27 protein-coding genes are annotated in these 19899 nt (G+C 56.7%); 20 read left to right on the top strand and 7 right to left on the bottom strand.

Annotation, left to right across the window (positions count from 1 at the left end; all coding sequences use genetic code 11):
• Positions 1-11 precede the first annotated feature (11 nt).
• The 14 genes from FGU71_RS00790 (at position 12) to FGU71_RS00730 (ending at position 8895) form a co-directional block, all read left to right on the top strand.
• Positions 12-959, top strand: a complete 948-nt coding sequence (locus tag FGU71_RS00790; protein ID WP_142786807.1) for a heme o synthase — start codon at positions 12-14, stop codon at positions 957-959.
• Positions 956-1084 (top strand): hypothetical protein, encoded by a 129-nt coding sequence (locus tag FGU71_RS14260; RefSeq protein ID WP_267901804.1) that lies wholly within the window; start codon positions 956-958, stop codon positions 1082-1084. The genes FGU71_RS00790 and FGU71_RS14260 overlap by 4 nt, the downstream gene beginning before the upstream one ends.
• Positions 1084-1662, top strand: coding sequence for a cytochrome c oxidase assembly protein (locus FGU71_RS00785; RefSeq protein ID WP_142786806.1), 579 nt, complete (start codon positions 1084-1086; stop codon positions 1660-1662). Before FGU71_RS14260 ends, FGU71_RS00785 begins: the two co-directional genes overlap by 1 nt.
• Positions 1663-1711: 49 nt before the next feature.
• Positions 1712-2590 carry a cytochrome c oxidase subunit 3 gene (locus tag FGU71_RS00780; RefSeq protein ID WP_142786805.1) on the top strand — a complete coding sequence of 293 codons (879 nt, stop codon included), beginning with the start codon at positions 1712-1714 and terminating at the stop codon, positions 2588-2590.
• Positions 2590-2979: a DUF983 domain-containing protein gene (locus FGU71_RS00775; RefSeq protein ID WP_142786804.1), complete on the top strand. Its 390-nt coding sequence runs from the start codon at positions 2590-2592 to the stop codon at positions 2977-2979. The genes FGU71_RS00780 and FGU71_RS00775 overlap by 1 nt, the downstream gene beginning before the upstream one ends.
• Entirely contained in the window at positions 2976-3545 is a 570-nt protein-coding gene (locus FGU71_RS00770) for an SURF1 family protein (RefSeq protein ID WP_142786803.1), read from the top strand. Before FGU71_RS00775 ends, FGU71_RS00770 begins: the two co-directional genes overlap by 4 nt.
• A 61-nt stretch (positions 3546-3606) precedes the next feature.
• Positions 3607-5016, top strand: a complete 1410-nt coding sequence (gene thrC, locus FGU71_RS00765; RefSeq protein WP_142786802.1) for a threonine synthase — start codon at positions 3607-3609, stop codon at positions 5014-5016.
• On the top strand, positions 5016-5924 hold the full coding sequence (locus tag FGU71_RS00760; protein ID WP_142786801.1) for a class I SAM-dependent methyltransferase: 909 nt from the start codon (positions 5016-5018) through the stop codon (positions 5922-5924). The genes thrC and FGU71_RS00760 overlap by 1 nt, the downstream gene beginning before the upstream one ends.
• Positions 5925-5936: 12 nt before the next feature.
• Positions 5937-6314, top strand: a complete 378-nt coding sequence (locus tag FGU71_RS00755; RefSeq protein ID WP_142786800.1) for a dihydroneopterin aldolase — start codon at positions 5937-5939, stop codon at positions 6312-6314.
• Between the two features lie 8 nt (positions 6315-6322).
• A complete protein-coding gene (locus tag FGU71_RS00750) occupies positions 6323-6634 on the top strand; it encodes a Rossmann fold domain-containing protein (protein WP_142786799.1) in 312 nt (103 codons plus the stop codon).
• Positions 6627-7673 (top strand): GTP 3',8-cyclase MoaA, encoded by a 1047-nt coding sequence (gene moaA / locus FGU71_RS00745; RefSeq protein ID WP_142786798.1) that lies wholly within the window; start codon positions 6627-6629, stop codon positions 7671-7673. Before FGU71_RS00750 ends, moaA begins: the two co-directional genes overlap by 8 nt.
• 5 nt (positions 7674-7678) lie before the next feature.
• Positions 7679-7921 carry a MoaD/ThiS family protein gene (locus tag FGU71_RS00740; RefSeq protein ID WP_142786797.1) on the top strand — a complete coding sequence of 81 codons (243 nt, stop codon included), beginning with the start codon at positions 7679-7681 and terminating at the stop codon, positions 7919-7921.
• A 6-nt stretch (positions 7922-7927) separates the two neighbouring features.
• Positions 7928-8374 (top strand): molybdenum cofactor biosynthesis protein MoaE, encoded by a 447-nt coding sequence (locus FGU71_RS00735; protein ID WP_142786796.1) that lies wholly within the window; start codon positions 7928-7930, stop codon positions 8372-8374.
• A gap of 83 nt (positions 8375-8457) precedes the next feature.
• On the top strand, positions 8458-8895 hold the full coding sequence (locus FGU71_RS00730) for a hypothetical protein (RefSeq protein ID WP_142786795.1): 438 nt from the start codon (positions 8458-8460) through the stop codon (positions 8893-8895).
• A gap of 47 nt (positions 8896-8942) precedes the next feature.
• Here FGU71_RS00730 and FGU71_RS00725 read toward each other — a convergent pair whose 3' ends face one another.
• Both FGU71_RS00725 and FGU71_RS00720 read right to left on the bottom strand, forming a co-directional pair.
• Complete coding sequence (locus FGU71_RS00725) at positions 8943-9647, bottom strand: Crp/Fnr family transcriptional regulator (RefSeq protein WP_142786794.1); 705 nt, start codon at positions 9645-9647, stop codon at positions 8943-8945.
• Positions 9644-10153 carry a hypothetical protein gene (locus FGU71_RS00720; RefSeq protein ID WP_185960169.1) on the bottom strand — a complete coding sequence of 170 codons (510 nt, stop codon included), beginning with the start codon at positions 10151-10153 and terminating at the stop codon, positions 9644-9646. Before FGU71_RS00720 ends, FGU71_RS00725 begins: the two co-directional genes overlap by 4 nt.
• A 236-nt stretch (positions 10154-10389) precedes the next feature.
• On the opposite strand from FGU71_RS00720, the gene rplU reads away from it, so the two are divergent.
• The 3 genes from rplU (at position 10390) to FGU71_RS00705 (ending at position 11956) form a co-directional block, all read left to right on the top strand.
• A complete protein-coding gene (gene rplU / locus FGU71_RS00715; RefSeq protein WP_142786792.1) occupies positions 10390-10899 on the top strand; it encodes a 50S ribosomal protein L21 in 510 nt (169 codons plus the stop codon).
• 12 nt (positions 10900-10911) lie between these two features.
• A complete protein-coding gene (rpmA, locus tag FGU71_RS00710) occupies positions 10912-11181 on the top strand; it encodes a 50S ribosomal protein L27 (RefSeq protein ID WP_142786791.1) in 270 nt (89 codons plus the stop codon).
• Between the two features lie 229 nt (positions 11182-11410).
• Positions 11411-11956 carry a GNAT family N-acetyltransferase gene (locus tag FGU71_RS00705; protein WP_142786790.1) on the top strand — a complete coding sequence of 182 codons (546 nt, stop codon included), beginning with the start codon at positions 11411-11413 and terminating at the stop codon, positions 11954-11956.
• 74 nt (positions 11957-12030) lie between these two features.
• On the opposite strand, the gene FGU71_RS00700 is transcribed toward FGU71_RS00705, so the two are convergent.
• Positions 12031-12960, bottom strand: coding sequence for a metal-dependent hydrolase (locus tag FGU71_RS00700; RefSeq protein ID WP_142786789.1), 930 nt, complete (start codon positions 12958-12960; stop codon positions 12031-12033).
• A gap of 30 nt (positions 12961-12990) precedes the next feature.
• Here FGU71_RS00700 and FGU71_RS00695 point away from each other — a divergent pair, with 30 nt between their 5' ends.
• Positions 12991-13587, top strand: a complete 597-nt coding sequence (locus FGU71_RS00695; protein ID WP_142786788.1) for a TetR/AcrR family transcriptional regulator — start codon at positions 12991-12993, stop codon at positions 13585-13587.
• Position 13588: 1 nt separating this feature from the next.
• On the opposite strand, the gene ygfZ is transcribed toward FGU71_RS00695, so the two are convergent.
• Both ygfZ and FGU71_RS00685 read right to left on the bottom strand, forming a co-directional pair.
• Positions 13589-14329 (bottom strand): CAF17-like 4Fe-4S cluster assembly/insertion protein YgfZ, encoded by a 741-nt coding sequence (ygfZ, locus tag FGU71_RS00690; protein ID WP_142786787.1) that lies wholly within the window; start codon positions 14327-14329, stop codon positions 13589-13591.
• On the bottom strand, positions 14326-15216 hold the full coding sequence (locus tag FGU71_RS00685; protein WP_142786786.1) for an ATP-grasp domain-containing protein: 891 nt from the start codon (positions 15214-15216) through the stop codon (positions 14326-14328). The genes ygfZ and FGU71_RS00685 overlap by 4 nt, the downstream gene beginning before the upstream one ends.
• Positions 15217-15280: 64 nt before the next feature.
• Between FGU71_RS00685 and pyrC the strand changes: the two genes are divergently transcribed.
• Positions 15281-16318 carry a dihydroorotase gene (gene pyrC / locus FGU71_RS00680; protein ID WP_142786785.1) on the top strand — a complete coding sequence of 346 codons (1038 nt, stop codon included), beginning with the start codon at positions 15281-15283 and terminating at the stop codon, positions 16316-16318.
• Here the strand turns inward: pyrC and rarD are convergent.
• The gene (gene rarD, locus FGU71_RS00675; protein ID WP_142786784.1) at positions 16315-17235 is read right to left on the bottom strand and encodes an EamA family transporter RarD; all 921 of its coding nucleotides are present in this window, start codon (positions 17233-17235) and stop codon (positions 16315-16317) included. The two genes, pyrC and rarD, sit on opposite strands and share 4 nt — an antisense overlap.
• Before the next feature lie 359 nt (positions 17236-17594).
• Here rarD and FGU71_RS00670 point away from each other — a divergent pair, with 359 nt between their 5' ends.
• Positions 17595-18332, top strand: coding sequence for a hypothetical protein (locus FGU71_RS00670; protein ID WP_142786783.1), 738 nt, complete (start codon positions 17595-17597; stop codon positions 18330-18332).
• A gap of 22 nt (positions 18333-18354) precedes the next feature.
• Here FGU71_RS00670 and astD read toward each other — a convergent pair whose 3' ends face one another.
• Positions 18355-19767, bottom strand: coding sequence for a succinylglutamate-semialdehyde dehydrogenase (gene astD / locus FGU71_RS00665; RefSeq protein ID WP_142786782.1), 1413 nt, complete (start codon positions 19765-19767; stop codon positions 18355-18357).
• Between the last annotated feature and the right edge of the window lie 132 nt (positions 19768-19899).

The raw sequence follows: 19899 nt of genomic DNA, 5'->3' as shown, positions 1-19899 counted from the left end.
AAACGTAGAATATGGACACGCTTTTAACCCCAACTGCCAAACCGCATCCGATGCCGGCCGATTGGCGTGATTTTTTCACGCTGACAAAGCCGCGCGTGATGACGCTGGTGATTTTCACCGGCATTTGCGGTCTGCTTGCGGCTCCGGGAAGCATCCATCCGATCCTCGGCTTTACAGCGATCCTTGCCATCGCGATGGGTGCTGGCGGTTCCGCCGCACTTAACCATTGGTGGGAGATGGATCTTGATGCGGGCATGAAGCGCACTGCCAATCGGCCGCTTCCCTCCGGTCGGATGCTGCCAAAGGATGCCAGAGATTTTGGTATTTTCCTGTCGGTTACATCGGTTGGCCTGATGGGTGTTGCGATTGGTTGGCTGGCTGCGGCTTCGCTTGCGGTGGCAATTGTCTATTATGCGGTCGTCTACACAATGTGGCTTAAGCCGCGTACGCCGCAGAACATCGTGATTGGCGGCGGTTCGGGCGCTTTTCCCCCGTTCATCGGCTGGATTGCAGTGACCGGTGAGATCACTCTCATGCCGGTCTTGCTGTTTGCCATCATCTTTATGTGGACACCGCCGCACTTCTGGGCACTCGCGCTGTTTATGAAATCCGATTACGCGAAGGTCGGCATCCCCATGATGCCGGTTGTCGCTGGTGAGAAATCCACCCGTTTCCAGATACTGGTTTATACCGTCTTGCTTGCTCCGGTCGCAATCGCGCCGTGGGCCATTGGCGCGACAAGCTGGGTATTTGGTTCCGTCGCCGTAGTCCTTTCGTTGATGTTCCTCGCACTTGCCATGCCGGTCGGCACGCGCACGCGCGCAGACGAAGATCCGATGGTGCCTGAAAAGACGCTTTTCAAATTCAGTATCTATTACCTGTTTGCGCTGTTTGCGGCATTGGTCGCAGATCGTCTGCTTGAGAATAACGGCCTTATCGGTGGAGGTTTCTTCGCATGACACCGGAAGACGAGAACGAAGTGAAGCGCCGTCAAAAAGCCCGCAATCTTGTGGTTGGCGGCACTCTGTTGTTTTTTGTGGTGCTGTTCTACATGATCACCATCGCAAGGATTGGTGGTCAATAATGAGCACTGCGAATGCCTCGGTGGATAACCGTAACCTGCAGACCGGTGGCCTGGCGCTGCTCGGTGCACTGGCGATGCTTGGTCTCGGTTATGCTGCGGTTCCGCTTTACGATCTGTTCTGCCGCGTAACCGGCTTTGGCGGGACGACTCAGGTCGCAACAGAAGCGGAAGCGATATCGGCGGCCCGCGCCGGGATTTCTAAGCAGATTTCAATTCGTTTTGATGCATCCACCGCCCGCGATGTTCCTTGGACTTTCAATCCCGCGCAGGCGACCGATACGGTGCGCATCGGGCAGCGCGATTTGGCGTCCTACATTGCGCGCAACGACAGCAAATATCCCGTAACCGGCACCGCGACATTCAATGTTGAACCGGCACAGGCGGGCAAATACTTCCATAAAATCCAATGCTTCTGCTTTACCGAGCAGACGCTGCAACCCGGGCAGGAAGTGAACATGCCTGTGCTGTATTACGTCGATCCCGCGATCCTCGAAGATGAGTTTATGGCGGATGTCGAACAGATTACTTTGAGTTACACTTTTCACCGCGCGAAAGAACCCGTAGGAACGGGATCGTAACGCGCAAACATGATTGAATACGCATCCTAAGGGACGGGAAAAGCAGACCATGGCTGGCAACGTAAACCACGATTATCACATTCTTGAACCCGACATCTGGCCATTTGTAGGCTCTTTGTCGGCTGTTACATTTACCAGCGGTCTGGTGCTGAATATGCATCCAGACACCTTTGGCAGTTCGGGCAGCATCATCATGTGGGCCGGTCTTGCCGGACTGATCGCAACGTTCTTCATGTGGTTCAAAAACATCGTGGTCGAGGCGCAGCGCGGCGATCACACTCCGGTGGTTCAGCTTCACATGCGTTACGGCATGATCCTGTTCATCGCATCGGAAGTCATGTTCTTTGTCGGTTGGTTCTGGAGCTTTTTTGACTTCGCTCTGTTCCCGACGCCGCTGACAGTCACAGACGCTGGCACAGCCGAGCAAATGACGACCAGTCTCTTTGGTCAAGCAGGCGCCACCGCTACGCTTGTCCCGCAAGGCATGGAGGTGCTGGACGCTTTCAGTCTGCCTTTGCTCAACACGCTGATCCTGCTGTGTTCGGGCACAACAGTCACATGGGCGCACCATTCGCTCATCCATGGCGACCGTGATGGCCTCAAGAAAGGGCTTTGGGCGACTATCGCACTCGGCGTATTGTTCAGCGCAATCCAGGCTTATGAGTACAGCATCGCGCCGTTCAACTTTGGCCAGAACACGTACAGTTCGGCGTTCTACATGGCGACCGGCTTTCACGGCTTCCACGTATTGATCGGCACCCTGTTCCTCGCTGTGTGCCTGTTCCGCACATATAAAGGGCACTTTACCCCGCGCCAGCATTTCGGTTTCGAAGCTGCGGCCTGGTATTGGCACTTTGTCGACGTCGTTTGGCTGTTCCTCTTTATCGCCGTATATGTCTGGGGCGGTTGGGGCGCTGCAGTCCACTGATGCGCCCGGACGAAAGTCTGAAACACACAGAGGGGCAGCCGGGTTTATTCCAGGCTGCCCTTTCTGGTTTGTGTCCGCGATGCAGCGATCCAACCCTGTTTGAAGCGCCAGCGCGCATCGCCATTTCGTGCGAGAGTTGCGGGCTTGATTTCAGCGAGCTCGAACGCGGCGCACGCTGGTCGGGATTGCTGACAATCCTGATAGCCGTCGTCCTGATTTCTGCAGCAATCGGCATCGATATGGCATTGCAGCCCCCGTTCTGGCTTCAGGCAGTTTTCTGGAGCGCGGCAACGATCACCGCGGTGCTGGGCGGATTGAGGCTGTACAAAACCGCGCTGCTATATGCGCAGTATGAAGCGCAATCTGACAAAGAGAAACCGAGCCAATGACCTCTCGCATTCCGATTATTCCAACCATCATCGTAATCGCCGCTGTGATTACGATGGTCTGGCTGGGGTTCTGGCAATTGGGCCGGATGGATGAGAAGCAGGCCATGCTTGCCGCCTATTCTCAGGCGTCGGCAAATGCCGATCCCGTCAGTTTCCCGGTTTCGGGTTCGGGCAGGGATGTGTGGTTTCGCCGGAGCGCGATCGATTGTGTTGAGGTTGTCTCGATCGAAACAGTCGCCGGCACATCGCAGCGCGGCCAGAAAGGATGGGCGCAGCGCGCAACTTGCCGGCTTGAGGATAGGGCCGTAATCCTTGTCGATCTGGGATATTCGCGCGGCCTTGCCGCACCCGAATGGACCGGCGGAGAGGTGACCGGCATCATTGCACCGGGCCCGCGTCTTGTCGCTGACCCACCGCAAGCCGGCCTTGCGCCGCTGATAAAGCCCGACCCGAGCAATCTGCCGAACAACCATCTCGCCTATGCGGGGCAATGGTTCTTCTTCGCGCTGACCGCCTTGATCATCTACGGTTTTGCCATTCGTTCGCGGCTCCGAAAGAAAGACTAGGGGGAGGGCGAAGGCACCCTTGCTTGCTCTCAAACCCGCACGGCGCTAACCGCTGCAAACTATGGAATATATCTCCACCCGAGGAAGCGCGCCGACGCTGGATTTCGAAGGCGCAACATTGGCCGGTCTCGCCAGCGATGGCGGATTGTATCTCCCGCGCGAATGGCCGCGCTTCACCGAGGCTGAGATCCGCGCAATGCGGGGCAGGCCGTATCCCGAATTGGCGGCAACGATTATGCGCCCGTTCGTCGCTGGAAGTCTGACCGACGATGAACTCGATGCGCTGTGTCACACGGTGTACGGCGATTTTGGCCACGCTGCTGTGACGCCTCTCGTCCAATTGGACCAGCAGCAATGGCTGCTTGAACTGTTCCACGGTCCGACGCTCGCTTTCAAAGATGTCGCGTTGCAAATGTTAGGCCGGTTGTTTGAGACTTTTCTCGACCGGCGCGATCAGCAACTCAAAATTGTCGGCGCGACCAGCGGCGATACCGGGTCCGCTGCGATTCGCGCGGTGGCCGGGCTTGAGCGCGTTGAGATTTTCATGCTCCATCCAAAGGGCAAGGTCAGCGATGTTCAGCGCCGCCAGATGACGACAGTGCGCGCGCCCAATGTCTACAACCTTGCCATTGAAGGCAGCTTTGACGATGCGCAGGCGCATGTGAAGCGGATGTTCCGTGACGATGACGTAACAGGCCGGTTGCAATTGGGCGCGGTAAACTCGATCAATTGGGCGCGCCTGATGGCCCAGGTGGTGTATTATTTTTACTCTGCATTGCAGCTTGGCGGGCCAGACCGGACGGTCGCCTATTCCGTGCCGACCGGCAATTTCGGCGATGTGTTCGCAGGCTATGTTGCGGCCCGAATGGGGCTGCCGATTGAGCGGCTGATTGTGGCCACAAATGTGAATGATATTCTGCACCGTGCGATCAGCGAAGGCGATTATTCGGCGGGCGGTGTCACGCCGACGATTACGCCTTCGATGGATATTCAGGTCAGCTCGAATTTTGAACGCTTGCTGTTCGATTGCGGCGGGCGTGACGGCATGGCCATGGCTGACCAGATGCATGCATTTGAAGCATCCAAGAGTATGCGCCTGACCAATGCGCAGTCGCAAGGTGCCTCGGCGTTGTTCACCAGTTTGAGGGCGGATCAGGATGATACCAATCGCGCGCTTGCGTGGGCGCATCGCGAAGCGGGGCAGGTAATTGATCCGCATACAGGCGTTGGGCTTCATGCGGGCATTACGGCGGGCGCATCGGGCGTGATTGCTCCAGATGTGCCGATTGTGACGCTTGCAACGGCGCATCCGGCCAAGTTTCCAGACGCGGTCGAGCGCGCAATCGGTGTACGGCCTGGCCTGCCCGCGCGCGTTGGCGATCTGTTCGGGCGCGAGGAACGCTTTATCGAGCTGGCCGGTGATTATGAGACAACCCGCGATTTTGTGCTGCAGAACGCGGCCTCTGCCTGATGGTGATGCTTGCGCCTCAACCTATGGTGATGGAGTGCGCGGGGTGGCCTGATGATGCGTATTCGCTGCTTGATAGCGGTGGCGGACGCAAGATTGAGCGGTTCGGGCCGCATACCTTCATACGTCCGGAACCGCAGGCGCTTTGGCAACCCAGACTCCCGCAATGGCCGGCAGATGGTGAGTTTGTGCCGGGCTCCGATGAGGATGGCGGCGGCCGATGGCAATTGGAAAGCGAGCTTCCCGAAGAGGGTTGGGAGCTGGCATGGAATGATATCCGGTTTACCGCGCAGCCGACCCCGTTCCGGCACCTGCAATTCTTCCCAGATATGGCACCCGTTTGGGATTGGATGACGGGCCAGCTTGCAGGCCGCGATGATGCCGAAACGATGAATATGTTCGGCTATACCGGCCTAGGCACGCTGGCGCTGAGCGATCACGGACGCGTTACCCATGTCGATGCTTCCAAGAAATCGGTGGCACAGGCTCGCGATAACTCGGCGCTTTCCGGTATGGATGACCGCCCGATCCGCTGGTTGGTGGATGATGCGGCGAAATTTGCCGCGCGTGAAGTGCGGCGGGAGCGGCGCTATGACGGGATCATTCTTGACCCGCCCAAATTTGGGCGAGGTCCAAAGAACGAAACATGGCGGTTGGAAGAAGGCCTGCCCGATCTGATCGGTGACTGCGCGCAGCTGCTTGATAGCAAAAGCGCGTTCTTGTTTTTGACCGTCTATGCCGTTCGCATGAGCGCAATCTCTCTTGCAGGGCTGCTTGAGGAAAAACTGCGGCATCTGCCGGGGCTTGTCGAGTATGGCGATCTTGTCGTCACCGAAGCGAGCTTGGGCGAAGGCGCGCCGCGGCGCCGATTGCCCACCGCAATCTTCGCACGATGGTCCAATCCCGTCTAAGAGCCAATGACTATGACCGATTCGCTAATTCTCGAAGTTGCCGATCTCGAAGTGGATGTCCTGACCGGCATCTATTCAGAGGAAACCGGCAATCCGCAGCCGCTGCGGATAACGATCCAAACGCGCTATGATATCGCGGATCGTTACGATCCCGATACCCCGCTTGATGCCAGCAAAAACTATATGGATCTTAAATTCGCAGCCTCCGAAGGGCTACCGAAGGATGTCCATTTCAAACTGATCGAAGCGGTGGCCGACCACATCTGTGAAAGCCTGTTTGTGCAGGATACGCGGGTTCAGGCTGTAACGATAAAGATCGTGAAGCTCGCCATCGCCGAGGCGAACGAGAAAATCGGTATCACCATGCACCGTGAAAGACCGGCTGACTGATGCAGGCCGTGCTAACCGTGAATTCACTGCCTGATAGCGGCATCGCGGCGAGCGCTGAGTTTTTCAAATTGTACTTGGACCAGGCCGCTGCCCTTTTGAGTGCAGCAGAAACCGAGGCTTTGGTGATAATACTGCCGGCCGCTGGCAAGGATCATGATGACTGGCGGCGCTCGCTCGCGCGGGATCTTGCACGAGAATACACCCCCAAACGAGCCAATGTAATCGGCGCAGCGCGTGTGGGTGCGGGAGTGGATGCGATCATTTCCTACTTAAAGGATGCGCCCGGCGTTACCGGGCAGTATCTTCCTGCTCATGGGTGAAATTTCGACTCGCAAACCAGACCGCATTGATCTTGGCGGCAGGGAAGCGCCGCTGATCGATACGTTCCAGCGTTCAATTTCCTATCTGCGCATGTCAGTGACGGATCGCTGCGATTTGCGCTGCACCTATTGCATGCCAGAACGGATGCAGTTTCTGCCGCGCAAAGAGGTTCTTACACTCGAAGAACTCTATGATCTGGCGAGCGGTTTTATCGAACGCGGTGTCACCAAGATTCGCATTACCGGCGGGGAGCCCTTGGTGCGGCGCGATATTACTGATCTGATTGCTGCGCTAGGGCGGCGCATCGGGGATGGTCTTGATGAATTGACGCTCACCACCAACGCAACCCGATTGGCCGATCATGCTGATGCGTTGGCAAAAGCGGGTGTGCAGCGTGTCAACGTCTCGCTCGATACACTGGACCGTGATCGTTTCGCCCGGCTGACCCGCCGCGATGTGCTGCCTCAGGTGCTCAATGGCATCGCCGCTGCCAAAGACGCTGGGCTCAAGGTCAAACTGAACGCAGTCGCATTGAAAGGCGTGAATGAGAACGAACTGCCCGATTTGATCGCATGGGCCCATTCAGAGGGGCACGATGTGACGCTGATCGAGGTGATGCCGCTGGGTGAGATAGAGGAGGAGAGGCTTGATCAGTTCCTTTCTCTCGGCCTTGTTAAAGAGCAACTGGAACAGCGATGGACGTTGACGCCGAGTGATCACACCACCGGCGGACCGGCGCGATATTTTGATATTGCCGAGACAGGAGGCAGGCTGGGCCTTATTACGCCGCTTACCGGAAATTTCTGTGCAGGCTGCAACAGGCTCCGCGTGACGGCAACGGGTCAGCTTTATCCGTGCCTTGGCGGGGCCGAGCGCGTCGATCTTCGCGCTGCATTGCGATCGGATGACCCGCAGGCAAACCTCGCCAAAGGATTGGCGCAGGCGATGATGATCAAACCGGAAAAACACGATTTTCGCATGGACAAGCGCGGCGCAGTTCCGGCTCAACCGCGCCATATGTCGATGACAGGGGGCTGATCGCTGTGGCCGTAACAATCTTATTTCTTGGCCCTTTGCGCGATATAGCAGGTGAAGACAGCCGCAGCGCGGCAGCGCCGCTGGATTGGGAGGGGTTGCTGGCTGAGGTTGGCCCCGAGATTGCCGATCAACTGGCAGAGGACCGGGTTAATGTTGCATGCGCGGGCAAAGTCCTGACTGAAAAGGCTGCGCTGAATGCCCGGGATGGCGACGAGATCGCGCTGCTACCCCCGGTTAGCGGGGGGTAGCGCCGCATGCACCGCGATATCCGCTTGCTGCATGACCCGTTTGTTCCGGGCGAACTTACGGAACCCTTCGCAAGAATTTGCAGTGATGCGGGCGGCATTTGCACCTTTATTGGTGAAGTTCGCAGAGAGGCCGATGTCGAAGCGCTGGAGCTATCCCATTATGAGCCTTTGACCCTGCCGGGTCTGGATCAACTGGCTGATAAAGCCTCGAAGAGGTTCGACTTGCTGGGATTGCTGATTGTTCACCGCGTGGGAACGATGGGTCCGGGTGAACCGATTGTGTGCGTCTCTGCGGCATCCCGCCACAGGCGCGACGCCATCGATGCGGTCGATTTCTGCATGGATCATCTCAAAAGCGCGGCATGGTTCTGGAAACGCGAACTTAGCGGTGGAAACTGGCGCTGGATTGAGCCGCGCAGTGCAGATTACGCCGATCTGGCCCGCTGGAATTGATATTAAATTTGGCAGTTTGATTTGGATCAAGGTCCGCCCTGCCGGACCGCTCTAATTCTCTTTCCAACGAAGGAGAAAGCCCCATGAGTAAACAAGTCCATGATATTCTCGCCCGCGGTGATGCCCGCATTGTCGAAGCGCCAGCCAACGCTAATGCTCCGCGCAATCAGGTTGAAAGTGATCGCAATTTCGGGCTTCCAACCGCGCTCTATGGCGCAACTGTTGGCTGCTACCTCGCCTTTATTGGGATCATGGCGGCCGCTTTTTCCACTCCCGGCCTTATCATCCCGATGGTGATCTTTGCCGCGATCATCGCAGCGGGCTTTGGGGTGCCCGCGCTCTGGACGCGGCTTAGGGATAATGACAGCGTCCCCATGACAATGGGGAAATTTGCGCAGGCCGGCATCATGACCAACACCGGGCGGCTTGCTGCACGGGATGCGACAATTCAGATGTTGATCCTGCCGGTGTTGATCGTTCTTTGGGCCTGCACTGTTGTTGTGATTGCCGCTTTGGTGTGATCAAGGGGCTTTGATCGAAGCCTTATGCAAGGATCACAATATGCAAGCTAGGCCTGAGCAGCCTGGCGCCCAGACAGGACCTGAAGGAGCGCGGGATCGATTATTTCGATCCCGCGCTTTCCTTTGCGTTTGATCGCGCCATTATCCTCAATCTCGCCAAGTTTGCGGCTAACGGTCTCGATCGTAAGGCCAAGCATATTGGCAATCTCTCCGCGGGTCAGCGGCAATTCAAATTCCGAGGCAAGATGGCATGACGTGTGGCTCGCGGCGGCTGCAAAGTCGTGGATCAGCGCAGCCAGCCGGGTTTCAGCGTCGGCAGTCGCGTTCAATTCGAGCAAGCCGCGCGTTGCGAGCAAGTCTTCCTGACTGCGGCGCAGCAAGGCACGGGCGAGCGAGGGAAATTCGTCAATCGCGCGTTCGATATCTTTTCGTGCGAACGTGCAAAGGCGGCTATTGGTCAGCGCCACGACATCGTGATGGGCAAATGGTGAAAACAGCTCACCGATGAAGCCTGATGGATGCACAAGAGCCAGTATTTGTTCGTTGCCATCGCGATCAATTGCCGAAACTTTCAGCGCGCCGGTAACAAGTGTGGCGCAGGCGGCGTCTTCGTCGCCCGCAGCAAACAACATTTCACCGCGTTTCAAATCGCGTGTCCGGCCAGCGCTGGCGAGAGCGTTACGTTCTTCCTCGGTCAAAACAGAGCAGGCTGCGCTGTCTTTTACAGGACAGGTTGCGCAGTTGCTATTCATTGGCCCAAATCTGCCCAAAGACTGTTGATGATGCCATTTTGGACATTTAACGATAGCCCGATGCGGGCTTGCGCCTGAAAAATGTCGTCAGTCGGCGCGAACGTCGTTTCGGCTTCGGCTCTCAACAGATCCAGATCTCCTAATGAAAGAACTGTATCGCTGCGCAAGGATGCCAAATCCGCCAGTGCGATCAGAGCGCGCTGCCGGACATTGCTTTCGATATTGGTCAGGCGGGCTGATTCGACCAATCGTCTCGCATCGGCCCGTCTGGCGAGGAATCGACGGTGCGCTTCATCAGCTCGCCCGACAATCTCGGAAATCTCTTTCTCTGACGCGACGGGGCGAATCGCCTCGGCGCTTTGCGGCGGGGCGGGCCGGAACTGGCCTGCAACGCGTTCCACATCTCTGATTGCAAGAGACGGGTATTTATCGCTGCTGTCTGCGCACGCAGACAGGGCAAGCGTGCTCGCTGCGATCAAAAACAGTAGGGGGTTACGCCGTGTCATATTGATTTTGGCGAATATCACGAAGGCCCAGTTGCGCAAAGTCGGATCGGCATGCTCTTGAAAAAGAGTCGGTCCAGAGCCAGATTCATCGCCAGATAGCGTTGACTTGCTTTGGCGTTTCCCTTAACGGCACCGTTCTTTCCGACGCTGCGTGAATGCGGCGTCGCAATGCCGTTCGGTTGGTGTGAACTCTTTACACGAAGCCGGACACGCCAAGAGATTGAGAGTATAAAGCCATGTTCGCGATAGTGCGCACAGGCGGCAAGCAATATCGGGTTGCCGCCGGAGACAAGATTGCCGTTGAGAAACTCGCTGGTGAAGCCGGCGATACCATCACCCTGGGTGACGTGTTGCTCGCCGGCGAAGGCGATAGCATCGCTGATGCCACCAAGGTGAGTGTATCGGCAGAAATCATCGCTCAAGCCAAGAGCGAGAAAGTCGTCGTTTTCAAAAAGCGTCGTCGCCACAATTACCGCCGGAAAGCGGGCCATCGTCAGCAAATGACTTTGCTGCGCATCACCGATGTCGGCGAAGGCAAAAAAGCTCCAGCGAAAAAGGCTGCTGCTCCTAAGAAGGAAGCAGCGCCAAAAGCGGAAACCGAAGCCAAGGCGGCACCTGCCAAGAAGGCTCCGGCAAAGAAAGCCGCTCCGAAAACTGCAGCCACTAAAGAACCTGCAGCGAAAAAAGCACCAGCCAAAAAGGCACCGGCCAAAAAAGCCGCGCCCAAGGCTGACGAGACCAAGTAAGGATCAGGACCCATGGCACATAAAAAAGCAGGCGGTTCATCGCGTAACGGTCGCGACTCAGCAGGTCGCCGCCTTGGTGTGAAAAAATTCGGCGGTCAGGACGTGATCGGCGGAAACATCATCGTGCGTCAGCGCGGAACCAAATTCTATGCGGGCAGCAATGTCGGCATGGGCAAAGACCACACGCTATTCGCCCTCGGCGAAGGTGTGGTGCGATTCCATAAAGGCAAACTTGGCCGCAAATTCGTGTCGGTAGACATTATTGCGCAGGCAGCTGAATAATCGGATGATCTAAAACAGGATCGTCCACCGGGGCGGTCCTAGCCGATGACACAATCGGCAGCGTAGAGGGAGAAGGGCCACCCCGTTTCGGGGGAGCCATCTCCCTCTTCTCGTTTCTCCCTCAGAAAAATCCGTGGAACAATAAAATTTCACGGCAACGCAATTGTCATGCAGGCCGTCTAAGCGCGTGTCTGTGCGAGGGTTGGGTTCTCTATTGGGGAGAAAGTTCGTGTTCCATCGAAGCGCAAGACTGCTGCTGAGACCGCTTTGGCCAGAGGATTGGCAAGGTGTGCTTTCGGGCATTGCCGATGAAGATGTCGTTCGAAACCTTGCAAGCGCACCGTGGCCCTATGCGGCGGAAGACGCGCGGCGATTTGTTTCATTACCGATTGATCCCTTGTTCCCGCGCTTTCTCATTACGCGGGCTCGCGACGCTGAAATTGTTGGATGTATCGGTATGGATCCGATGGATGGCGACAAGGATGCCGTTGAGCTTGGGTATTGGATCGCGCGTCCTTATTGGGGACAGGGATTTGCTACCGAGGCGGGGACGGCAGCATTGAAGGTCGCTCGTACGCTCGGTCACAGGCGGCTATTCGCATCACATTTTCTCGACAATCCCGCATCGGGTGCAGTTTTGCGCAAGATCGGCTTTTGCCCGACCGGTCGAATTGTTGAGCGCCATTCTTGCGGTCGCGGGGAAAAGTCTCCGACGGCGGAATACGAATTGTTGCTGGAAAGCGGCGCAGATGAAGACATTTCCCGCGCTGCGTGATTGCGCGGCGTCAGATACGAAAAACCCCGGCTATCCCAAAGGAACGCCGGGGTTTTTCATTCATCTATCGCCGTTTATTCGGCCGGCATGACCGCATCGGAATACGGGCTTTCCCATTTCTGGATCAGATCACGGTCATCATGATCCCAAGGGTGAAAGCTTGGTTTCAGGATGCTGGCCCATTCAAAAAACATGCGGCGCATCATGCCGGGTTTCCACCACAGAAAGGCATACAGTTTACGCTTTGCCTGTGAACGGGTGAAACCGTCCTGCTCCAAAAGGCCAATCGCATCACGGATACGGTTGCCGAAATACTTCTTGGTTATCAAAGCAGCAATCAAAGCGCGGGTCTTGTAACGCTTCCAAGCGCTCCAATCCCGTGTTGCGTGCATCCAGACGTCATAAACCAAGCCCTTGTGCTCGATCTCTTCCGTTGCATGCCAACGCCATACTTCTGCGGCCACCGGATCGGCACCTTCAAGATAATCGGGATGCTGCAACAAATGACGGCTGATGATCGCCGCGAAATGTTCCAGAGCGATCGTGATGGCAAGATTGAATTCTTTCGGGCGCCCTTCGGTCAATGCAAGCATCGCCTGAATACCCTGATCAATGCTTTCCACGTTATAGCCGTGGTCGGAAACAAGCCGGTTAAACGCGACATGTTCGCGCGTGTGATTGATTTCCTGCGTGGTGAAGGCTTTTACCTCCCGCGCAAGTTGCGGCGGCAAATCATCGCGGAACAGGCGCAGCGTATCGATGAAAAACGCTTCGCCGCGCGGCAGGCTGGCCGAAACCGAATTGTACCAGGCTGTCGCAACTGGATCGCCAGAGTGCCAATGGCGTGGTACCATTGCGTTTCGCGGGAACCGTTCATTTCGAACAATCAGTTCGTGTTCGGCCGGAGTTGCCGTAGCACGCGCCAGTCCGACTGATTTTTCATTATCCGGCGCTGTATCAACGGGTGATGCGCGGTCGAGATCGATCGAGGTTTGCTTGTTCATAAGGTAAACTTTTATTAGGGATGGTCGTTAATGACAAGTCGTAAGAGATTAACGCCGGAAGAGTCCCGCAGTTCCGCACTACAAGCGGCGCGGGATTTATTGATCGAAACAGGTCCGCAATCGGTCACATTAAAGGCTGTTGCGGGGCGTATCGGGCGTACGCATGCCAATTTACTTCATCATTTCGGGTCGGCTTCCGGCCTGCAGAAGGCGCTGGCGGAGCATCTGGCCAAAACCGTATGCGAAACGATCATCGAAGCGGTCCATGCCACCCGCGCGGGCCTTGGCTCGGCGCGCGAAGTGGTTGATTTGGCCTTTGATGCGTTTGACCGTGAAGGCGCGGGCGCTTTGACCAGCTGGATGCTGCTGACTGGCAATGAAGATGCCCTCAACCCCATTATCAGCACGATTCACGAATTGGTTGATGAGATCGCGCCGGGAGAAGCGGATCATTCCGGCGATTCGATGCACGTGCACAAAGATACACTCAGCCTGGTGCTGCTTGCGCTGGGAGATGCGCTTATCGGCGGAGCGCTTGCCAAATCGCTCGGTTTGCCACGTGATACCGCGCGGGAACGCGCTGCGGCCAATCTTGAAGCCTCACTTGCAGAGCATCATCAGGCGTAGATTAGCCGGAAAGGCCGGCACTTTGCCATTCAGGCAGGCTGGCCGGATCTAGGTCCGAAACGCGCAAATGGTCTACCGCCATTCCAAGCTCGGGATAGATCGCCTTGCGCCGCTTTTCGTCTGACTGATCGGAAGGCACCACAACCAATCGGCGATTGACCTTTTGCCGCCAATTCATGCGCGCGGTGTTTTCCTGACCGATGTAGCACCCTTTTTCGAAACTGACGCCGTTGAGTTCAACCGCGTTCGTCTCCAGCCACAGTATATCTGAAAGCTCGCCGCGCCCTTCCGGAATGCCGAGCGATAGACGCAAAGACCGGTAGGCATCGTCGGCGGTATCTGCGGCGCGCATCGGAGCGATTGTTCGGTATCCCAAGCCTGCGTGGCGGGGATCGACTGCGGCGTCTTCAAACCGGTCTGTGTTCCAATAAACGGCCACTGTCGCATCGCGCGCGATCGCAATCTTGCGGCGCAAACGGTAAAGCGAGAGACGTTTTGCCAGGTCGTCTGCCGATTGTGCTTCGCAATCAATCAGCACCCCTCCGCCTTCGTCTTGGGTATTTTCGAACACGAGAAATTCGAACATGGTTTTACCCTGAGCGGACAACAAAGCCGCATAGACGGGCAGCCTGCCGCTCACATCGTTGGTGACAAGACCCTGCAAAAATCCCCGAACATCCTCGCCCGTATCCGTTGGTGCCAAACGGATCACGGCGCGGTCTGATAATATTCGTGCAGTCATTGGCTTAGCCTTTTTGCGACAGCGAGGGCGAGGCGCCTGCCCAGATCTGGCCCTTGTTCGGGATACAGATAGGGTTCGATCAGCTCGGCTTCCATGATTGTTAATCGGCCATCTACAGCGCGGAGCATATCGATGCGGGCATATAGCGGTGCGGGAAAGGGTAGGGCGGCGATAATCGCGGAGGCGGCCTCGATCTCTGCCGTGCCCGGCTCATGCATGCTTTCTGTCCCGCCATACAGCGATTGAATGCGATAATCGCCTGCAGCCGGACGTTTGCGAAGCGCATGGCTTAATGCTCCATCGATAAAGATAAAGCTCAGTTCGCCTTCTTCGGCAATTGCCGGCAGAAATGGTTGAAGCATAGCGGCGTGGCCATAGTGCCAATCGCTTGGCGGCATATCGCCGCGCGACAGCAATATTTGATCCAGCGCACCGGCGCCCACCTGGCGTTTCACGACCATTTTATCGCATCCGAACCGCTCCATCGCAGCGAGCGCATCTGCGGTTGTGACATCGCTGCGCCACTCGGTCGGGATTGTATGCGCGCCGCGCTGCGCAAGATCGCGCAGATAGGTTTTCGTCGCGTTCCAGCGAACAACCTCAGGCGCATTGCATACGGTGATCCCGCTGGCGGATAAGGCATCGAGCTTGGCGATGAATTGATCGGACTTGTCCTGATAATTCCATGCCGTGCCCAGCATGGCCAATGCGATACCGTCAAATGCCTCGATCGGCGCTTCCCAATCGATGACATGCAGCTGCAACCCCTGCTCAGCAAAAGCAGGCTCCAGCGCCGCGATCATCAGGTCATGTTCAAACGCGTCACCGCGCCGCTCTCCTGAACTGGGAACGGTTGTTTCGCATGCAAGAAATCCGATTTTTGTCATGCAAAGCCTGTATTGCTGTCTGGCGGGACTGGAAAGAGTTTCTGTGCCAGACTAAGGGTCCGGCATGAGCGATACCATTACAATCCGCCGCCCCGATGATTGGCACCTGCATTTTCGCGATGGTGAGATAATGCGCGGCGTTGTGCCTTATACGGCGCGTCAATTTGGCCGGGCGATTGTCATGCCCAATCTCACGCCTCCGGTCACAACAGCGGCTTTGGCGGCTGAATATCGGGATCGGATCGCGGCCGCAGTGCCCGCCGGGATGACTTTTACGCCGCTGATGACGTGTTATTTGACCGACGCGACCGATCCGGATGATCTGGCGCGCGGGCACTCCGACGGCGTTTTTACAGCAGCCAAACTCTATCCCGCCAACGCAACCACCAATTCCGCTCATGGTGTGAGCGATGTGACCAAAATCTACCCCGTGCTTGAACGCATGGAGGCGACAGGCATCGTGCTGTGTATCCACGGTGAGGTGACCGATCCAGATATCGATGTGTTTGACCGCGAAGCTGAATTTATTGAACGCCACTTGCGTGCGATTGTTCGCGATTTTCCGCAGCTTAAAGTCGTCTTTGAACATATCACAACAGCCGATGCGGTGACCTTCGTCGAGGAATGCGGACCCAATGTTGCCGCAACAATCACACCGCAGCATCTTCACATCAATCGAAACGCGATGCTGGTTGGCGGGATACAGCCGCACAATTACTGCCTGCCGGTGGCCAAGCGTGAATTGCACCGGCTTGCGCTGCGCAAAGCGGCAACTTCGGGATCGCCGAAATTCTTTTTAGGCACAGACAGCGCCCCCCATCTTCGCGGTGACAAGGAAAGCGCATGCGGGTGTGCGGGGATTTTTGGCGCGCCCTATGCGCTGGAAAGCTACTGCACCGTGTTTGATCAAGAGGGCGCTCTCGATCAATTCGAGGCCTTCGCCTCGCTCAACGGGCCTGCGTTTTACGGTCTTCCGGTGAACGAAGCGACAGTCACACTGGAACGCGCAGAGATTGCTGTTCCGGCAGAATTGGAGCTTGCCGGATCGACCATCGTGCCTTGGCATGGCGGCCAAACGATAGGCTGGCGGATCGCGGGTTAGGCGGCGGCTTTCGCTTTGCGGCTGCGCGCCCAAAGATCGAACATAAAGATCGCAACTGCTGTCCATATCAACAGGAAACTGCCCAGCTGGGCCGGACGCAATTCTTCGTCGAACACCGTCAGGCCGAGCAGGAATACGATTGTCGGCGCGAGATATTGGATAAAACCAAGCGTCGAGTAATTCATCCGTTTGGCCGCAATCGCGAACAGCATCAGCGGGACCGCTGTGACCACCCCTGAAAAAACAATCGCAGCGCTCAAGAACCAGTCATTGCCAAAAGCCGATCCCGCTGGGCTCTGTCCATACCACCATGCGATCCCAGCCGCCGGAATGAGCAAAATCGCACTTTCGATAGTCAACCCGGGAAGTGACCCGACAGGAACCTGTTTCCTTACAATGCCATAAAGGCCGAAGCTAAAAGCAAGGCTTAGACTGATCCACAGAGTGGTGAGCGCCCCGGCTGCCAAAATAGCGACCGCCGTCAAAGCAATGCCGACGGCCAGCCACTGACGCTTCGACAGTTTCTCGCCCAGAAAAAGCGTGCCGAGCAGGACATTCAAAAGCGGGTTGAGATAATATCCAAGGCTGGCGGCGTAGACCTGATTCTGCATGATCGCCCAGATATATACGAACCAGTTGATCGCAATCAGGATCGCGCTTGCAAACAGCGCCATCACTGTGCGGCGGTTCGATAACGCCTCTAGCAACGCGGGAAATTGCTTGCGCAGCGCCACAATCAGCAAACAGAACGGCAGCGTCCAGATGATGCGCCAGCCCACAAATTCAAACGGCGGGACCGATGTAACCAGCAGCAGATAAAGCGGCAGGAAACCCCAGATCAGATACGCGCCAAGCGCAGCAGGCAATCCGGACGGCTGAGTATCGCTGTCAGTGGGGGAGGGTGTCGGCGTCGCCATGAAGCACGGCCCGTAGGCTCCGCATGAACCAAGCGCAAGCGGCGCCGTGCTTCGGTGGTGATCCCGGTCGGCTGCAGCGCGGGTGTTACATCTGCTTGCAACGCTGAACCGTTGCTTTCCGCGCTGATTGCAGGCTGTTCATATTGGAACCCATATACATGAACACATCATTTGAGGGGCGCCGCAAAAACCCACCATTTTGCGGGCCTCCTCCTCCCATCTTGGGCCAACCCACCAGCGGCCTGAGCGCGGTAACCACCAACCGCGGAAAACGCTTTCTTGTCCTTTGGGCTCGGGGGCGTTTTCATTTTTGGCCCGCAGATAGCGAATGTTAACCTTGATGCGCCAAAGCAATCTCCATGTTTACTCGCGGTGCCTTCATCAAACCTTTGGTTGCTGTTCCTTTGTTGGCGGCGATGGCCTTGCCGGGCTGTGGATCGGAGGCTGAACCCGAAGCCGTGCAGAGCGTGTTTTCAACCGATCCGTTGATGGCGCGCGCATTAAACGATCCGTTGATGGTGGACCCTGATCTGGCCTATCGTAACGAGGCAAATGCGGCTGTGACCGTGCGTTATGACCATGCTTTGCCGCCGCTTGTCGCGACAGACGAGCTGGCCAATCAAGCGCGCGAGGCCGCTCGCGTCGAATTGTTGAATGACGGCCCCATACCTGAATTGCCATTCGCTTTTGATGGCGATGCGCCGGGTAATTTTGCCGATCTCACAGATGCAGGCGCGCTGTTGTTGGCCGCTGGCGGTCCTGACCCATGCGCCGCCGCGCTTATATCTGGCTTGCGCTGGGCGGCTGACATGCCGGGACCGTCATCGATAATGCCCCACGGTCTGGTTCAACAGGCTGCCGGCGTATCGGACGCAAAATGCACCGCGCGAGTCGTGCGCTATGTTACGCCAGTCGATATCGGCGACGTGATGCAATATCACTTTACCCTCGCAGACCGTGCGCGGCTTCGTCCGATCATTTATGAAACGCCGGAAAGTTCGATGATAGGCGACGGCAGAACCGAACAACTGGTTGTCCATGTTCGCCCCGGACCTGGCGGTATGAGCGCGGTAGATCTGATTTATTGGACCAAATAGAGCGAGTTTTTCGTCCGGCGGTTCAGCTTTTCAGGCCAACGCCGATATTGGCGCGCGGTTGTTCCATTTCATTACTGGCAACGGGATAGGCGCAGTAATCTGCGGCGTAAAACGCTGCGGGACGGTGATTGCCAGACAGACCAATACCGCCGAATGGAGCCGATGATGATGCTCCGTTGGTCGGCCTGTTCCAGTTGATTATGCCGGCCCGAACATTCGCCCAGAACCGGGCGTAGTCTTCGGGTGAGCCGCCAATCAGGGATGCCGAAAGACCGAAACGCGTGTTGTTCGCCTCGGCAATGGCTGCATCCAGATCCGGCACCCGAATCACCTGCAAAATCGGGCCGAACAGCTCGATATCGGGCCTTTCCGGGATATCGGTCGTATCAATAATGCCGGGCGTCAAAAATGGTTTGTCCGGGTATATCCGGCGCAAATGCGTAATCGGCTTACCGCCCGCTGTGACCAGCGCGAGGAAACTTTCGCCGAGCAATTCGGCGGTTTCGTTGTCGATCACCGGCCCCATAAATGGTTGCGGATCACCCAAAGGATCACCGACGAGCAGGCTCTTGGTGAGCTTGACCAGCTCTTTAATCAGCGCATCATACATCGAATCAACGATGACCAATCGGCGCGCTGCGGTGCAGCGTTGGCCCGCACTGGTAAAAGCGCTCTGTACAATCAGAGCCGCCGCATCGGTGAGCAACGGTGTGTTGGTCACCACAATTGGATTGTTTCCGCCCATTTCCAGAGCAACAATCTTACCCGGATTCGAAGCGAGTTTGCGATTGATTGCGATGCCTGCATTGGCGGAGCCTGTGAACAGCACGCCATCAATGCCGGGATGTGCAACCAGTGCTTTGCCTTCGTCAGGGCCGCCGATCACAAGCTGGACCACGCCTTCGGGAAATTCGGCCTTGCGGAAACATTCAACCAACGCCGCGCCCACAGCTGGCGATTTTTCCGATGGTTTGAACAACACAACATTGCCAGCAATCAATGCCGGAATGATGTGACCATTCGGGAGATGTGCCGGAAAATTGTACGGACCAAGCACAGCCATCGCGCCGTGCGGCTTGTGACGCAGCGCGGCGGTTCCGTTCATCGCGCTATCCAGCTTTTTCTTGCCAGTGCGTTCAGCATAGGCGTTTACCGAGATATCAACTTTGTTGATCACCGCATCGACTTCCGTCCTTGATTCCCACAACGGTTTGCCCGTTTCGCGAGTGATCAGTTCGGCAATGCCATCTGCTTCGGCGCGAACTTCGTTGGCAAACCGGCGAACCATTTCGATCCGGTTGGCAAGGGGGCGTGCGGCCCATTCGGGAAATGCGCGGCGTGCGGCGCTGACTGCGGCATCAACATCGCCGTGTTCACCGCGCCACAATTCTTCGCCAGTCGCAGGGTCATATGAAATTAGGGTTTTATCGGTCACGCTTGATAATCTGCCCTCTCTGTGAGGTTCCTCATGTGGCTTTACCCTACATCGGGGCAAGGCTCGATAGCCAAATCAGCTAACGATCCCTTTGACCAAAGGAAAGAGTGCGGTGCAATTTTACAAATTGAT

Source organism: Erythrobacter insulae (genome assembly GCF_007004095.1).
GTDB lineage: Bacteria > Pseudomonadota > Alphaproteobacteria > Sphingomonadales > Sphingomonadaceae > Erythrobacter > Erythrobacter insulae.
Note: the sequence above shows the minus strand (reverse complement) of the source record. Positions and strands in the feature narration are given on the sequence as shown.

What these genes read in the sequence shown, in the direction of transcription:
- FGU71_RS00755 (WP_142786800.1), top strand. Translation starts at nt 5,937, where the DNA reads ATGACCGATTCGCTAATTCTCGAAGTTGCCGATCTCGAAGTGGATGTC.
- pyrC (WP_142786785.1), top strand. Translation starts at nt 15,281, where the DNA reads ATGAGCGATACCATTACAATCCGCCGCCCCGATGATTGGCACCTGCAT.
- FGU71_RS00670 (WP_142786783.1), top strand. Translation starts at nt 17,595, where the DNA reads ATGTTTACTCGCGGTGCCTTCATCAAACCTTTGGTTGCTGTTCCTTTG.
- FGU71_RS00720 (WP_185960169.1), bottom strand. Translation starts at nt 10,153, where the DNA reads ATGACACGGCGTAACCCCCTACTGTTTTTGATCGCAGCGAGCACGCTT.
- FGU71_RS00780 (WP_142786805.1), top strand. Translation starts at nt 1,712, where the DNA reads ATGGCTGGCAACGTAAACCACGATTATCACATTCTTGAACCCGACATC.
- rarD (WP_142786784.1), bottom strand. Translation starts at nt 17,235, where the DNA reads ATGGCGACGCCGACACCCTCCCCCACTGACAGCGATACTCAGCCGTCC.
- FGU71_RS00695 (WP_142786788.1), top strand. Translation starts at nt 12,991, where the DNA reads ATGACAAGTCGTAAGAGATTAACGCCGGAAGAGTCCCGCAGTTCCGCA.
- FGU71_RS00735 (WP_142786796.1), top strand. Translation starts at nt 7,928, where the DNA reads ATGCACCGCGATATCCGCTTGCTGCATGACCCGTTTGTTCCGGGCGAA.
- rpmA (WP_142786791.1), top strand. Translation starts at nt 10,912, where the DNA reads ATGGCACATAAAAAAGCAGGCGGTTCATCGCGTAACGGTCGCGACTCA.
- FGU71_RS14260 (WP_267901804.1), top strand. Translation starts at nt 956, where the DNA reads ATGACACCGGAAGACGAGAACGAAGTGAAGCGCCGTCAAAAAGCCCGC.
- FGU71_RS00775 (WP_142786804.1), top strand. Translation starts at nt 2,590, where the DNA reads ATGCGCCCGGACGAAAGTCTGAAACACACAGAGGGGCAGCCGGGTTTA.
- thrC (WP_142786802.1), top strand. Translation starts at nt 3,607, where the DNA reads ATGGAATATATCTCCACCCGAGGAAGCGCGCCGACGCTGGATTTCGAA.
- FGU71_RS00790 (WP_142786807.1), top strand. Translation starts at nt 12, where the DNA reads ATGGACACGCTTTTAACCCCAACTGCCAAACCGCATCCGATGCCGGCC.
- ygfZ (WP_142786787.1), bottom strand. Translation starts at nt 14,329, where the DNA reads ATGACTGCACGAATATTATCAGACCGCGCCGTGATCCGTTTGGCACCA.
- moaA (WP_142786798.1), top strand. Translation starts at nt 6,627, where the DNA reads ATGGGTGAAATTTCGACTCGCAAACCAGACCGCATTGATCTTGGCGGC.
- FGU71_RS00700 (WP_142786789.1), bottom strand. Translation starts at nt 12,960, where the DNA reads ATGAACAAGCAAACCTCGATCGATCTCGACCGCGCATCACCCGTTGAT.
- FGU71_RS00760 (WP_142786801.1), top strand. Translation starts at nt 5,016, where the DNA reads ATGGTGATGCTTGCGCCTCAACCTATGGTGATGGAGTGCGCGGGGTGG.
- FGU71_RS00725 (WP_142786794.1), bottom strand. Translation starts at nt 9,647, where the DNA reads ATGAATAGCAACTGCGCAACCTGTCCTGTAAAAGACAGCGCAGCCTGC.
- FGU71_RS00685 (WP_142786786.1), bottom strand. Translation starts at nt 15,216, where the DNA reads ATGACAAAAATCGGATTTCTTGCATGCGAAACAACCGTTCCCAGTTCA.
- rplU (WP_142786792.1), top strand. Translation starts at nt 10,390, where the DNA reads ATGTTCGCGATAGTGCGCACAGGCGGCAAGCAATATCGGGTTGCCGCC.
- FGU71_RS00730 (WP_142786795.1), top strand. Translation starts at nt 8,458, where the DNA reads ATGAGTAAACAAGTCCATGATATTCTCGCCCGCGGTGATGCCCGCATT.
- FGU71_RS00770 (WP_142786803.1), top strand. Translation starts at nt 2,976, where the DNA reads ATGACCTCTCGCATTCCGATTATTCCAACCATCATCGTAATCGCCGCT.
- FGU71_RS00785 (WP_142786806.1), top strand. Translation starts at nt 1,084, where the DNA reads ATGAGCACTGCGAATGCCTCGGTGGATAACCGTAACCTGCAGACCGGT.